Annotated in this window: 13 protein-coding genes; 12 read left to right on the top strand and 1 reads right to left on the bottom strand. The window is 41.0% G+C overall.

Going from position 1 to position 14,368, the window contains the following annotated elements; all coding sequences use genetic code 11:
* Positions 1 to 3 precede the first annotated feature (3 nt).
* The 10 genes from NST74_RS05975 to NST74_RS06020 all read left to right on the top strand — a co-directional run bounded on the left by NST74_RS05975 (position 4) and on the right by NST74_RS06020 (position 10,965).
* A complete protein-coding gene (locus NST74_RS05975) occupies positions 4 to 1,053 on the top strand; it encodes a hypothetical protein (RefSeq protein ID WP_341110942.1) in 1,050 nt (349 codons plus the stop codon).
* Positions 1,054 to 1,064: 11 nt separating this feature from the next.
* Positions 1,065 to 1,934 carry a hypothetical protein gene (locus NST74_RS05980; RefSeq protein WP_076118111.1) on the top strand — a complete coding sequence of 290 codons (870 nt, stop codon included), beginning with the start codon at positions 1,065 to 1,067 and terminating at the stop codon, positions 1,932 to 1,934.
* Between the two features lie 56 nt (positions 1,935 to 1,990).
* Positions 1,991 to 2,200 (top strand): hypothetical protein, encoded by a 210-nt coding sequence (locus NST74_RS05985; protein ID WP_339289611.1) that lies wholly within the window; start codon positions 1,991 to 1,993, stop codon positions 2,198 to 2,200.
* A gap of 7 nt (positions 2,201 to 2,207) precedes the next feature.
* Positions 2,208 to 2,351, top strand: coding sequence for a hypothetical protein (locus tag NST74_RS05990; RefSeq protein ID WP_156113062.1), 144 nt, complete (start codon positions 2,208 to 2,210; stop codon positions 2,349 to 2,351).
* Positions 2,352 to 2,366: 15 nt separating this feature from the next.
* On the top strand, positions 2,367 to 2,747 hold the full coding sequence (locus NST74_RS05995; RefSeq protein ID WP_341110943.1) for a hypothetical protein: 381 nt from the start codon (positions 2,367 to 2,369) through the stop codon (positions 2,745 to 2,747).
* A 20-nt stretch (positions 2,748 to 2,767) separates the two neighbouring features.
* Positions 2,768 to 3,265 carry a hypothetical protein gene (locus tag NST74_RS06000; protein WP_341110944.1) on the top strand — a complete coding sequence of 166 codons (498 nt, stop codon included), beginning with the start codon at positions 2,768 to 2,770 and terminating at the stop codon, positions 3,263 to 3,265.
* Positions 3,266 to 3,300: 35 nt separating this feature from the next.
* The gene (locus NST74_RS06005; protein ID WP_341110946.1) at positions 3,301 to 3,963 is read left to right on the top strand and encodes a hypothetical protein; all 663 of its coding nucleotides are present in this window, start codon (positions 3,301 to 3,303) and stop codon (positions 3,961 to 3,963) included.
* A 5-nt stretch (positions 3,964 to 3,968) separates the two neighbouring features.
* Positions 3,969 to 6,233, top strand: a complete 2,265-nt coding sequence (locus NST74_RS06010) for a hypothetical protein (protein WP_341110947.1) — start codon at positions 3,969 to 3,971, stop codon at positions 6,231 to 6,233.
* Positions 6,234 to 6,245: 12 nt separating this feature from the next.
* On the top strand, positions 6,246 to 10,085 hold the full coding sequence (locus NST74_RS06015; RefSeq protein ID WP_341110949.1) for a hypothetical protein: 3,840 nt from the start codon (positions 6,246 to 6,248) through the stop codon (positions 10,083 to 10,085).
* A gap of 340 nt (positions 10,086 to 10,425) precedes the next feature.
* Entirely contained in the window at positions 10,426 to 10,965 is a 540-nt protein-coding gene (locus NST74_RS06020) for a GNAT family N-acetyltransferase (RefSeq protein WP_341110950.1), read from the top strand.
* A gap of 67 nt (positions 10,966 to 11,032) precedes the next feature.
* Here the strand turns inward: NST74_RS06020 and NST74_RS06025 are convergent, their stop codons facing one another.
* Positions 11,033 to 11,665: a hypothetical protein gene (locus tag NST74_RS06025; RefSeq protein ID WP_042124922.1), complete on the bottom strand. Its 633-nt coding sequence runs from the start codon at positions 11,663 to 11,665 to the stop codon at positions 11,033 to 11,035.
* A gap of 302 nt (positions 11,666 to 11,967) precedes the next feature.
* On the opposite strand from NST74_RS06025, the gene tkt reads away from it, so the two are divergent.
* Both tkt and ppnP read left to right on the top strand, forming a co-directional pair.
* Positions 11,968 to 14,010 (top strand): transketolase, encoded by a 2,043-nt coding sequence (gene tkt, locus NST74_RS06030; RefSeq protein WP_341110951.1) that lies wholly within the window; start codon positions 11,968 to 11,970, stop codon positions 14,008 to 14,010.
* Positions 14,011 to 14,043: 33 nt separating this feature from the next.
* Positions 14,044 to 14,361, top strand: coding sequence for a pyrimidine/purine nucleoside phosphorylase (ppnP, locus tag NST74_RS06035; RefSeq protein ID WP_042124925.1), 318 nt, complete (start codon positions 14,044 to 14,046; stop codon positions 14,359 to 14,361).
* Positions 14,362 to 14,368 lie beyond the last annotated feature (7 nt).

Raw genomic sequence — 14,368 nt, forward strand, 5'->3', positions numbered from 1 at the left:
ACTGTGGATCTATTATTGTATATTTTTCGTTTTATCCTCCATTTATTGATTGTGTGGGGAATGTGGCTGCTCATTAAACCACTAATTGAACGGCATTTATGGCAGGTGAGTCAGAAAGTAGATTTTCGGATCAAACATAAGATGAGTATTTTTGGTAAAAGGGTTAGCTCAGTAAAAAAAAGGCTGTGGCTTTACCGTCATCTAGATAATTTTCTGTATTTTGTACATCAAAACTATGAGCCGGGTGTAAGTGTTATGCGTTTTGTCGGGCGTACAGTAATAGTATTTATTGCGGTTTTTCTATCAGGACTACTGACGATCAGTGAGCTTCCTGGGCGACTTAGTTTTAACAATCCGTTTTTGGATGGAATCACCTTTAATGAAGGACAGTCGATCCAAGAGGCTTGGAGATTTCCGTTTTTTATGGCTGTGATTTCCGCGATGATTCCTTATTTTCGTATGAGATACATCTACGCACAGAGGAAGGTGCACGGAAGCTACGATCTACTTGATGTAGTCAAGATCTCTACCAAATTCACTCATTTGTCGGTAGATTCCATTCTTGATCGGACAGCTGATTTTCTTACGGATAAGAATGTGCTGAAAGGTCCATTGAAGCTGCTAGGGGCTGCATTTTCTAATTACAGTAATGAGAAGGAGCTTGCCCAGGAAGCCGGAAGGTTTTCCGGTGCGATTGGCACTACTTTCGCTTTGGAGTTTATATCGGATCTGCTCTACGCCGAGAAGGAAGGAACCCGTTATTTAAAAAGCTCGCTGATGCTATTAAACCGTTCTATGGAGCAACAGAGGGATACGATTTTGACTGTAAAAGCGGGCAGTAGAGATGCGATCAGCCTTGGTTTATACGGGAATCTATTGGTGCTAGTATCTACGGTTGGAACCTTTATGTATATGCTGAAGCCTGATGTCTATTTCCAATTGCAATTTGAGACTACAGTAGGGCTTTCCTTTTTAATGGTGATCATCTCCGGACTTTTTATTTCTTTTGTGATCAGTACTATTCTCGCCAGACCTAAACTGGACTACCACTAAGGTGATGAGCTATGGACAGATTGTTACTATTAGTTACTGTAATCGGGATTGTATATGTCGCATTACTTGTCTTTGTAAGCAGCAGTAGTAAACAGGAAAGATATCTTGTCCGATTAGGACTACGGTGGAATAAGCTTGGGGAACGGGTGCAGGGGGATAGACTTCAGCAATTATTGAATGACTCTGGTCTATCGATTTCGGCTCGTAAAATTACGCTTTTCCGTTATTCAGCAGCGCTGATTTATTTAATAACTCAAGTCGTCAGCGATTTTATACGCTCCGATGCCTTTTCAATCTATGATCCTCTAATTGCTCTACTTATTCTCGTAATCAGCAGTCCGATGCGCTATCTTCCGTTTGGCTGGGTACTTGCATGGCTTCATCAAAAGACGGTTATTAAAAAAGACGGTGAGCTGATCTCTTTCATTCGTCTATACGAGAATAATCGGCTACGCAAGCGTGGATATGCACAATTTGGCACTTTTTGCGGGAGTACGGCTGGACATTTTCAATATATACGTCAGGACTTGTACGAGTTGTCAGAACGAGCAGTAGATGAGGGTGTGGAGGGGGCGATTGAATGGTTTTGTGCCAAGTTTCCGGATGACCATAGTTTTATTAATGACATTCGTTCCATTCTGCTGGCTACTGAGGGGATGGACGACGACACAGAAGCTGCTAATTATTTACGTGAGCAAGGGAAGATCATCTCCAAAATCTCCAGTGATCAGTATTTAAAAAAATGGTCTTTTATCGGTGATTTATCGACGATTATTAACGTTATCCCATCGATTGCTACTTTTTTGATGATCGTCGCGATGGCGATGCAGTACATTTTGCTGATCAAAGGGAATTTTAATGGGGTCGGCATGTTCCAGTGAAAAATTATATATTCAATATTATTTAAAAAATATAAAATAAAAGGGAGATTTTAACAATGAAAAAGGACGCTATTTCTACTGGTTTGTTTATCGCTATCGGATTTTTGTGTGTGGCCATTGTAATCGCGATTTTAGTTCCTTTGGTGCAAGATGTAATTAATGATACGGATGATAATAGACCGGATATCCCGGGTGTAACCTTAATTCAGCCGTTGGATTCCAGCCAAACTACAGTTGCTCGGGTCTTAACCCACACTTCGGTTTAACTCAATTATGAAAAAAGACTCGATCTCCATAGCAATGTTTCTTGCCATTGGTTTTGTCATCGCAGGGATGTTCATTACGGTAGCCACGCATATCATTGGCAGCAGTCAGGACGATATCATCACACATACTAAGCAAGTAGAGCAATATTAGGAGGAGGCGTTTCTATTGAAGGAGACCGTCCTCCGGGCATTATTCATGTGGCTTGTCCTGTTTATTATCCTGCAGCCTATTTTCACCTATATTGATTATCTGCTAGATTTGCAGGTCAAAGCTAATACATCCTACATCACACAAAAAGCAGCAACGGAGGGGATGGTCACAGCATCTATGCGGAACGAAGTGATTTCAAATCTGAAGGCGATTGGGTTCTCAGAGGGTTCCATAGAAATCGAAAGCAGCACGGACACTGTTCAGGAACGAAAAAAACGACTAGATGTTTTTGTAACGGCACCGCGAATAAATCTGTTTCCGTATAACTTTTCCACGGTTTCGCAGCCTACCCGATATTATGGGCATGGGTCAATTATGAGTGAATATCTCGATTGATTAAGGGATGAGCCTAATTTATGGATTACATTATTAAGCTGGCATTTGTCCTACTGATCTTTATCTACTCCTGGTTCTTTCAGATTCAGAATCAGGAGTGGGACATGCTGCGCAGCATGCTAAAAGATGCAAACAATATCGCTGTTCACGATGCCGCGCAGGAGTTAGATGAGATTGAACTCGCGCAAGGCCGTCTAATTATCGATCCCACGCTTGCATACGATACTTTTCAGCATGCCTTACAGGCGAATCTTGGACTTGATAACGGTCTTTCTCCCAAAAAGGGCAGCCGTTTTAAGAATCAAGTAAAGATCGTGAAGTTCGATATTGTTGATGATGCTGATGGAGTGACTTTTCCGCTTTTATACGAGGATAGTGAATATGGCATTACCAAATACATAGAGGGTCCCTCGGTTATTGCCGTCATTGAGACGGAACATCCGCTGCTGATCTCCAGAGCCAAAACACAAGAGCCAATCAGAGTACCCGCAGTTCAGGAGTATAAGTTCAATAAGTAGGAAAAATCCAATTGAGACTAGGGAGAGATTTGGGGATGAAGAAGAAAATTGTAGAGGCGACTATGGCAGCAACAATGTTATTAGGTACAGTATTGGCGCAGGGAGTGGTTGCAAATGCGGAAGCGGTTACACCAGTAGTTACTGCTAAGCCAACAGCGGCGGTAAAGCCTACAGCAAGCGTGAAATCAACAGCAACGCCGGTGCCTATTATGAGGGATAATCTGAGTAAGTTTGGTCTGAAAAAAGAAGTGGATCTTCCAGTAACAATTAGCGCTGGAGGATTAACGTACACGTTAGAAAAGCTGATGTTTTACGATGTAAAGTCTAAAGAAGCACAGTCTCTAATGAAGATGTATGGTTATTCAGATCGAATTTATAAAACACCTACTAAATATATGGTATGGACTAAACTCACCATTGAAAATAAGAGCAGTAAAGTAATTCAATTAAGTTCTAATGATTTAAATCCAAAATGGTATCTTAAAGTGGATGGTCATAATCTTCTTGGACCTGCACCTGCAACTAAAATGTTAGAATTGAACAATAAAGAAGCATTGTGGGATTGGGTATTGAAACCGGGTCAAAAGCTATCTAGCTATCAAATGTATGGGTATACCAAAGACCCTAAAGACATCTCTATATATGTTAATCTTGGAGGGGAACTTGAAGAAAAATACATTGTTAAAGCTGGGGAGTAATTTATATGAAGAAAATTTGGATTGTTCTGCTTACAGTTATACTAGTTTTTGTATATATCCCACAGAACATAAAGGCAGCTAATTCACAAAGTAAAACAGTATCAATACCTTCAGAAATTCTTAACGGTTCAGCAAATGCTCAAAAATCTTATTATTTAGATCTTCCTAGTGGAGTATCCAGTTCGGCAATTAATGTCTCTTCTCTTAAATATAATGGCACTAATCAAAAAGTTGCTCTTACAATGGAGAATGGAAAAATAAAGGTTACCTTAAAGGGTGTAGAAGCAAAACAACGTATAGATAATGTACACGGGTATAATGCTTCGTTTAAAATCCCTTTTTCAACAAATCCTGGTAATTCTATTTGGCGATATTCAGACGGAGTAAGATGGCAGATAAATGAATGGGACCCATACGCTAATGCTCAGAAACATAGCGATAGGAATGGACAAGGTAATGGTATACCTAGAGATGATCCCCCTGATATGACGGTGGTAACTCAATCAGCAGTATCACGTTCGGGAATTAAATGGTACGACAAAAACGTGAATTCGGTAATTGATTCATCTCAGATCATAGAGTCAACCGTCCAATTAGTTGTAGATACAGATTCGCTTCCATCAACATATGTAAATCATAATGTTGTAAATGGAAATCAATTTATTATTTATTATAAAACAGACGCTGCTTTAAGAAATTATGGTCCAGAACAATTAAGTCAAAATTTTGATCCAAGTGGTCATGCGTTAGGTAGACGTTATAAAACAAATTTAAGCTACTACTTTACAGGTTCGGCTAATGTAACTACGTACAAATATAGTGGAAATGTCTCCTTTGATTACACTCTACCTACAGAACCCACACTTACCGGTACAGTAACTCTAAATAAACCTAACCCCAATCCTACGAAATTAGGAGATAAAGACGAACCCGTTCAAATTTCATTAATGGGGCAGCTGCAAGGATACAATGATGCTTCAAACATTGACGAGTGGGTGTTCTATGCTAAAGAGAAAGATAAGAACAACACTCTCAAGACGAAAAAGGAATCTGCAAAGACATTTAACGTGAGCACTTTATTTGATTTTGAGATTAAAAAATCGAGTGTAACGGGCGAACATTTTACTCAGGAATATGCTTTAACTGTTCTCATCCGCTTTAAAAAGCCGATCGTTACAAAGAATGGAACCATCACCTCTCTGGAACAGCCTCTACAGATTTCGGCAGGTGTTTATAAAAATAATCCCACAGTTACGTTTCCTCCACCACCAACGAATCCAACCACTCCGGAAGGAAAGCCACCTATAGCAAGAATTTCAGCACCGAGATATGTCAAAGCAGGAGACGATACACTAATTAGCGGTGCAGCATCCTATGATCCAGATGGATACATTAATATCTACGTGTGGGAAACTTCAGGTGCGCAAGGAGAGATCGGTAATGCTTCAAAAGGTTATGTGTGGTACACACCAGAACAAATTGGTCAAACATTCCCTATCGCGCTCACAGTTGTAGACAATGAAAATCAAACCGGGAGTACGAGTAGAGAAATTACCGTCACTGAGCCGAAACCATCTGCAGGGTTAGCCATAGAAGGAACGCTTAAACAAAATCGTAAGACGACATTATTTAATAGAAGCCAGAGTCCTACACGGTTTCCGTTAGTATCGAGTAAGACGCGAGTTACCATCACTGCTGTTTCTGGTGGGACGAATGCAGATATTAAGTATAGTGGCACATTGTCTGATTTCGAAAGCAAAGACGTATTGTTTAAGAAACCTGGAAAATATAAGGCTACGATTTATGTGGAAAACACGCTTGGTTACTCAGATAGTAGTGAGATTACTTTTGATATCGTTCCAGATGAAGTACCGTATAATTACTTTACTCTACCAGGAGTAGTCTATCGAAGTCCCGACTTTGGGAACAACGCGATTGTTTCATTAGATGATATTTCATATTCGCCTGACAAAGATGTAATCGGCCGCAGATTATGGGAGTATCGTTATGATTCTAATAATGATGGGAGTTTTGCTGGAGAAGCATGGGTGATCTTTAGTAATGAGAACAAAGACCGCTTAAATCTAGAACTGAGTGAGGTAGGGAAATATGAAGTCCGACTTACTGTGTTTGAAGAATTTGGTCAACCGACCATTGATGAGTTTGTGACAGAAGCTGACCGGAAATCTACAAATTCAGATGGGCAAAAGCTAAGCTCAAGAGTAGTAGAAGTGAAAAATCGAGCGCCAGAAGTCGATTGGTCCTGGTAGAAAGGTGCTTAAATGAAAAAAATAAAAGAAATACTCTCTCTTGTCCTTATAATCACTTTATTATTCGGATTAATGCCTAGCCAGAGCATATATATTCAAACCGTAGAAGCTGCGACTGGTGATCCGAATATCGTCAATTATAAGGATGTTAACATTCCTGCTTACTCCGAGTACCATGATGCAGGATGGAACTACGGAAATTCAAATATATCTATAAATAATCAAAAGCTTACTAACATTAAATACAATAAAACAACCAAACAATTAACATTTGACATTAGTCCAGATGCATTATTTACTTCAAAAGCAACTATCGCTCGTCATAAAGAAAGTGGTTCGTCGAGTATAGTCCAAGGTACAACTATGTGTGTTGGCGCAATAAGTGAGGGGGCAATGTCTCAAAATCTTCCGACTTACGCGTATGGTTGTCCATCTGGAGAATATGGTCAATATGTCATGTTTAAACCACTTGAAAAACTGTTTTTCAAAGCATATGATACCGAACCAAATGTCGTTGATACTAAAATTAATTTAGCAACAGATACCCCTTATTCAAATTGGATTGGTTCAAATGTTTTTGATGGTATACCCAAAGGGATATCTATAGAATACTCGCTACGGATAGGCTATCAACATAACTCGGGCGGTTTGTCACCAGAAAATGGTTATACTTTAATATCTTTTGGTCATACCATTCGATTTGTATACCCCTTAATACCGAACAGTCCACCTACCATTTCGTTAAATACACCTAATAATCAAGTCCTGCAGAACGAGCCTGGACGCAATACACTTAACATCGAGGGATATGTCCACGATCCAGATAATGATGATCTTATCGTAAGTGCGGAGATACCCAATGTATTTTATAGGAAGACGGTAGTATCTCAAACGAAAGGATATCAGTATTTCTCTATTCCTGTAGATGCTATAGGTGACTCTATTCCTCCAGGGGATTATACGATGACTGTAAAAGTAGCTGATCCTGCGAATTTGTCGGAATCTGTGAATATGACTTTTAAAGTTACCAATAGACTTAAGCGAAACGCTTTTGTCCTCGTGAATAGTCCTATCGAGAATAGCGGTACCACCTATGAAGACTATGAGGGAGATGCTAAATACGCTGATCGAGTGAGATATGATCATGATCCGAATTACTTTGATAACTCAATGGGTATTTTAGGGGATTCGGGATTATGGAGGACAAGCCTTTACACTTCATTTCCATATACCGGACAATATGTAGTGAGTTATCAAGCTAAGGATATACCGAAAAGGGATGCTCTCTTTGCTGAATATCAGATGTGGAGTAGAGATGCCGCATCTACGATGAGTTTTAAAGTTCACCGTAAGCCAATAGCGCTTTTTTCTGCAAAGCTTATCGATGGAAATGTTCAATTAATAGATTTCTCCTATGATTTAGATCATATTACAAGTTCGGATAAAGGGATTATGCAGTGGCAATGGCAATATAAAAAGACCTTTGATGAGATGTGGATCGACGGGCAGCCGCCTGGGGGAGTTTATGAAAAGGACAGTTACGATATCCGTTTAAGAGTCCGTGATGTGGATGGAGATAATGGCATCGGTGTATGGAGTGATTGGTGTCAACGTATTGTGGGGAATGCGTCTGTTAATCTACCACCCGTTGCGTTATTTACCGTTGATCCGAATATCGTTTCCTATCGTAAATCTACGACCATTACAGACAAATCTTTCGATCCAGATAATGATCCGTTAGATGTATATTACTGGACTGTAATCAAAGATGGATGGAATAAAGTATGGGAACATTGGGGTGGATCGACAACACCGCCGAATATCGCATCATTCGGTGAAGGGAATTATCAACTCAATCTACAAGTACATGATAATCGTGGTTTGTGGTCAGATTGGTACACTCAAAATGTACAAGTAGTCAATCATCCACCGGCTGCAGCATTTACAATGCCTAACGAAATATACCGCGATACGATTATCACAATGGATAACTTAACACCAGATCCGGATAAAGATGGTGATGTTTTATCTTATGCCTGGAATGCAAAATTTAATGATTCTCCTTACTATTGGGCAGGAAACAACCGTTATCAATCAATGACCATTCGTGATCTCATAAATCGTAATGGTATCTCGCATAAAAAGGCCATTTCTGACGGTTGGGAAATGCAGCTCACAGCTTCTGATGGAAGGTTAAGCTCTTATGCGACGCGCACATTTATGGTTAAGAATCATGTTCCTGTTGCTAAGATTAACGGACCTTCATCCGTAAATCAGTATGATACAAAACAATTTACGTCAGGCGATACCGATGAAGATACATCAGATCAAGGCTCATTAGAATACTACTGGAAAGTAACGAGCAGTACGGGTGAAGTGAAATCGTATCTTACTCGCGATATTACGCTTACCTTCTCAGATCCGGGGATATATTCGTTAGAACATTGGGCAATCGATCAGATAGGAGATAAGTCGAATATCGCTGGATTACAAGTCCAAGTAAAAGAGAATCTGGCACCTTCTATGACTTTAACTAGCCCTTCAGGCACAGCAACAAACCCAACTGTGATTGACTCGGACCAAGGCGATCCATTAATCAAGTGGACTTACGCGGATCCGGAAAATGATTCACAGGAGAAATACAGGTTAGAGTTCTTTGCGAAGGATGGTCTATTAGTCTCCACTATAGAAAATCCGGATCCTTCAGGATTGCTCAGACAATATCAAATCCCAAATCATACATTTGAACGGTTTGAATACTTTACAGTGCAAGGTCGGGCATACTCCAAATTTTCCTGGTCAGATGTATCAAATGAAAAAACATTCATCATCGATAACGCACCTAAGCCGGGATTCACGCTAATCACAGATACGGGAAGAGATGCTACAAAGGAACCGATCTACCGTACGGATGTTTTGAATATTAAAAGTACGGCTACGGACAAGGATGAGCCTAAAGGAGATAGCATTAGCCTTAAGTATTATCTGAAAACATCAAATGGTTCAGAAGCACTCGCAAGTGTAAAAAATCACTTTACCAAGCAATTTAGCAGCAATGGTACCTTTACGTTTAGACAACGTGTAACAGATTCTCTAGGGCTATATCGAGATCTTTCCCAGAATGTTACCATAGTCAACCGTATACCTACAGTTTCGATAACGTACCCAACCAGTACGGACTCGTCAAATCCCACAATCGCAAGTACACTCACACCAATCATTAAATGGGATTATCAAGATGAGGACGGAGATCTGCAGGAGCGGTATAAGGTGCGAATTATTAACTTGGCCACCGGTGCAATCAAGGTTCAATCTGGTGAACAAGTATCAAGCGCTAAGCAATGGCAGATTCCAGCCGGTTCTCTGATTGAAAACGAGAAGTATGCTGTAGAGGTTGAAGTTTTTGATGGGTTCAGCTGGGGCAATGTTTCTACGCGTAAATACTTCATGGTGAATTTATTAAGTATAAAGGGTGGCGTTAAGCACACCGAAGAGTGGAACAACAACCGTAAAGACTACAATCTGAAAAAGAGCGGCAATGAGGAGAGTCCAAGAGGCTACAACGTATTTTGGGCAGGAGAACGTTTTGTTCTGCAAGGTACAGCAACAGGACTCCCGGATACTGTGCAAGTAACCATGAACGGAGGGTTCATTATGCAGCTCAGCCCAACTAACGACGATAAAACCTTCTGGACAGGTGAAATGTACGATAGTTCATTTGAAAAGCTCCCAGACGGTCCGGTTACTTTTACCTTTACGGCTCAAAATGTGTACAACACCAAAACGGATACCGTTACAGTTGTTATATCATCGGATTGGTCGGAGTATTTCCAAAGTCATCGGATTAAGTAGAGTAGGACCCTATATCACCTAGCCCATCTCTTTTTTTGCTGACTTCTTGGTATCGTGTTAATGTTGAAGCAATGTATTAAACATTGATAGGGGTAGGTAAATGATTCGAGAATTAATACCAGCGGAAATGAAATCAATCTTGAGTTCGATTAATAGAGAACAGCATTTTTTATACTATTCATACCTTACAGCTCGTAAGCATAATTCGGTACACTATGGACAGTTTACAGACCAGGGGGAGCTGCTCGGCGTACTGGCCTTTTTAAGGGGGCTCCCGTTTCATGCTTTTTCCGTATTCCCTGTGGAGAAGTCATTTTGTCTCCGGTCCGTGCTTTCATTTATGAAAGACCAACTGAATTTACCTGACAATGCTGTCGGTAGTGTAATCGTTAATGAAGAAGTTATGGCTCTACTTGCTTCACAGCTTGAGCTTGTTAAGTCTCCCAAGAAATTGCTTCTAATGAAGCATATCCATCAAGAAGCGTTACCACCAGTGTATACAAGTGTTGTACATTTGGGCCCCTCTGATTTTGAGCTTATTGAGTCTAAAATGGCCGATTTAGATACAATGGCTTTTTCAAAAGAAGAACTACAGTATCCCTTCTATGGTGTGATGGAACAACGTGAGCTGATTGCGGTAGGTGGGTACCATATTTATAGCGAGGATTACGTTGAATTGGGCAACATCGGAACGGATGTAAGATGGAGAAGGCAAGGCTACGGAAGAAAGATCTGCACAGAGCTCACCCGATCGGGAAGAAGGGTTACATCCAATGTGTATTTGAATGTCCTTGAGGAGAATATCGGTGCAATTACACTATATCAATCGTTGGGCTATGCCCTCATGTGCAAACAGTACATGGTTGAGTTTGTTATTTGAGGGTTAATTAAAAAGGACGAAGTGGAATTACGTTCCACTTCGTCCTTTTTCACAAGCCTAGAACCTTTTATACGACCCCTTCAGTCCGGTCTTCATTCATCCGCATCATTCGTGCGGCAACCGAAGTAGTATGTAATGGTAAAGAGGATGGGCGCGCAGATGCTCTCTGAGCTCTACGTAAATAATAGGATAGCTTGCCAGTAAAAATCTTATGGGCACAGAGTGAAAGAGCGAAATCTTCCGGTGTAACGAAGCAGGAAGGCTTATTCACAGGCTGAACTGCAGTTTCTTCAAATAAAGAGGCAACGAAATGGGAACAAAAATAAGCATTTTCTCTATCGATTTTAATATTCAGAAGCACACCAATTAATCCTAAAAGATGGTATTTATAACGTTCCTGATTTTGCATCATCCCTTGGACGTGATTGTACATCGTATCGTATTCCTCAGCGCTAACACGCAACTGATAAATAGAACAATTCGCACTGCTATAGAAAGGGTCAATAAAGTTCTCCTGAATTAGACCTGCCACGAATGGATTGTGCATTTTTTTTCTTCCGAAGCTGTATACCTCCCGCAGTTCACAGTCAAAGGCGATCGAAGCATGATTCAGATCGGCTTTTGTAAACCACTTTATAAAACCACTAAAGGCCGTACCTGTACCGGTAAGCACGATAAAGATGTCCTTATTCGAACTCATGTTCAAAGTTCCTTTCCACTAGGAAATGTTGGATAATGCATGAAAATTATGCTTAACTAACTCCATCTTACTGCATATTTGAGCATTGTAAAACAATCTTTAGTCGTAATTAAAAACTAGACCATAGACTAGTGCAATTTTGGCTTGTCTCATAGTTCTTGTGTGTATATAAATACGTCGATATTGCAAAACATAAGCTGTTGAAATAAAGAGTTTTTAAAAACAATTGGAATTGCTTCCACACTAATGATACAATAAGAGTCAAAATGACATTCTTGAGATTTCAGAGGAGGAACTATTAAATGAGTGAACAAGAACAAGCGATCCAAAAGAAAGAAAACTCAACTGTAGATAACCTGTCCATTACAACGATTCGTACTTTGGCGATTGACGCCATTGAAAAAGCAAACTCCGGTCACCCAGGTATGCCAATGGGTTCTGCACCAATGGGCTACCAATTGTTTGCAAAAACAATGAAACACAACCCTGATCATCCGACATGGGTAAACCGTGACCGTTTTGTATTGTCCGCAGGACATGGTTCTATGCTTCTTTACAGCTTGTTGCACCTTAGTGGTTATGATCTTCCTATGGAAGAATTGAAAAATTTCCGTCAATGGGGCAGCTTGACTCCAGGTCACCCAGAAGTAGGTCACACCGCTGGTGTTGATGCTACTACAGGTCCACTTGGACAAGGTATTGGTATGGCTGTTGGTATGGCTATGGCTGAAGCGCAATTGAGCGCTACCTACAACAAAGATGAACATAAAGTGATTGATCACTATACTTACGCTATTTGTGGCGACGGTGACCTAATGGAAGGGATCTCTTCTGAGTCCGCTTCACTCGCTGGTCATTTGAAGCTGGGCAAATTGGTTGTATTGTATGATTCAAATGATATTTCCCTTGATGGTAAATTGAACCTTTCCTTCTCCGAGAACGTAGCTCAACGTTTTGATGCTTACGGTTGGCAAGTACTGCGCGTTGAAGACGGAAATGATCTTCCTGCGATTGCCAAAGCGATTGCTGAAGCACAAGCTGAGACTAGCAAACCGACTTTGATCGAAGTGAAAACTGTAATTGGTTATGGTAGCCCAAACAAACAAGGTAAAGGCGGCCATGGCGGTACTCACGGTTCCCCGCTTGGAGCAGAAGAAGCTAAGCTGACTAAAGATTTCTACAAATGGGTATACGAAGAAGATTTCTATGTACCTGATGAAGTTCGTGCTCATTTTGCAGAAGTGAAGAAAAATGGAATCGCAGCTAACAAAGCATGGGACGAAAAATTTGCAGCTTACAAAAAAGCATATCCAGAGCTTGCTGCACAATTCGAAACCGTAATCAACGGCGATCTTCCAGAAGGCTGGGATGCTAACCTTCCAACTTACACTACTGAAGATAAAGCCGTATCGACTCGTGTCGCTTCGGGTAGTGCACTTAACGGTCTGACTGCTGGCGTTCCTCAGCTTGTGGGCGGTTCCGCTGACTTGGAAAGCTCCACTATGACGCATTTGAATGGTTTGACATCGTTCACATCAGAATCTTATGATGGCCGCAATATTTATTTCGGCGTACGTGAGTTTGGTATGGCAGCTGCGATGAACGGTATTGCACTGCACACGGGTCTTAAAGTATTCGGAGGAACATTCTTCGTATTCACAGACTACCTGCGTCCAGCTATTCGTTTGGCTTCGATCATGAAATTGCCAGTAACCTATGTACTGACACATGACAGTATTGCAGTCGGTGAAGATGGTCCTACGCATGAACCAATCGAACAATTGGCTTCCCTGCGTATCATCCCAGGTCTGACAGTTATTCGTCCGGCAGATGCTAACGAAACTTCTGCAGCATGGGCTTATGCTATGGAAAACAAAGAGAATCCGGTTGCTTTGGTTCTGACTCGTCAAAACTTGCCGATTCTTGCAGGAACCGTTGATGGCGTTCGTGAAAACATCAAACGTGGTGGTTATGTTGTCTCTGATTCCAAGAATGGCACTCCACAAGCACAACTGATCGCAACTGGCTCTGAAGTACAACTGGCTGTTAAAGCACAAGCTGCTTTGGCTGAAGAAGGTATCGATGTTCGTGTAATCAGCTTGCCAAGCTGGGATCTGTTCGAAAAACAAGATAAGGAATACCGTGATTCCGTAATTCTTCCAGGAGTTAAGGCTCGTCTTGCTATCGAAATGGCACAAACCTTCGGCTGGGAACGTTACACTGGTGACCAAGGCGATATCCTCGGCATCACTACTTTCGGAGCTTCCGCACCTGGAGACAGAGTAATGAAAGAATACGGCTTTACTGTTGAGAATGTAGTTAGCCGTGTGAAAGCACTTCTGTAATTAACTGAATAATCATTAGGGGGAGAACAAGTAATGAGTCAGTTTAACAACGCAACGATTGAAAAAGCAGCCAATGTATATTATGGCGGACAAGTAACCAGCCGTACGGTAATTTTACAGGATGGAACTAAGGTGACACTTGGCATTATGTTGCCTGGTGTATATGAATTTGGTACGGATGGTCCTGAGATTATGGAGATTCTGTCCGGTGATCTTAAAGTGCTGCTACCCGGCAGCGAAGTATGGCAGGAGATTAAGGGAGCGGAGACGTTCAATGTTCCTGGAAACTCAAAATTTGCGTTGGAAGTATTCGGTGTAACTGATTATTGCTGTTCTTACCCAGTATTGTAATTCAAAG

The organism is Paenibacillus sp. FSL F4-0125 (assembly GCF_038008565.1).
In the GTDB taxonomy this organism is placed as follows: domain Bacteria; phylum Bacillota; class Bacilli; order Paenibacillales; family Paenibacillaceae; genus Paenibacillus_AQ.

What these genes read in the sequence shown, in the direction of transcription:
- NST74_RS05980 (WP_076118111.1), top strand. Translation starts at nt 1,065, where the DNA reads ATGGACAGATTGTTACTATTAGTTACTGTAATCGGGATTGTATATGTC.
- NST74_RS05985 (WP_339289611.1), top strand. Translation starts at nt 1,991, where the DNA reads ATGAAAAAGGACGCTATTTCTACTGGTTTGTTTATCGCTATCGGATTT.
- NST74_RS05990 (WP_156113062.1), top strand. Translation starts at nt 2,208, where the DNA reads ATGAAAAAAGACTCGATCTCCATAGCAATGTTTCTTGCCATTGGTTTT.
- NST74_RS06000 (WP_341110944.1), top strand. Translation starts at nt 2,768, where the DNA reads ATGGATTACATTATTAAGCTGGCATTTGTCCTACTGATCTTTATCTAC.
- NST74_RS06005 (WP_341110946.1), top strand. Translation starts at nt 3,301, where the DNA reads ATGAAGAAGAAAATTGTAGAGGCGACTATGGCAGCAACAATGTTATTA.
- NST74_RS06010 (WP_341110947.1), top strand. Translation starts at nt 3,969, where the DNA reads ATGAAGAAAATTTGGATTGTTCTGCTTACAGTTATACTAGTTTTTGTA.
- NST74_RS06015 (WP_341110949.1), top strand. Translation starts at nt 6,246, where the DNA reads ATGAAAAAAATAAAAGAAATACTCTCTCTTGTCCTTATAATCACTTTA.
- NST74_RS06020 (WP_341110950.1), top strand. Translation starts at nt 10,426, where the DNA reads ATGAAAGACCAACTGAATTTACCTGACAATGCTGTCGGTAGTGTAATC.
- NST74_RS06025 (WP_042124922.1), bottom strand. Translation starts at nt 11,665, where the DNA reads ATGAGTTCGAATAAGGACATCTTTATCGTGCTTACCGGTACAGGTACG.
- tkt (WP_341110951.1), top strand. Translation starts at nt 11,968, where the DNA reads ATGAGTGAACAAGAACAAGCGATCCAAAAGAAAGAAAACTCAACTGTA.
- ppnP (WP_042124925.1), top strand. Translation starts at nt 14,044, where the DNA reads ATGAGTCAGTTTAACAACGCAACGATTGAAAAAGCAGCCAATGTATAT.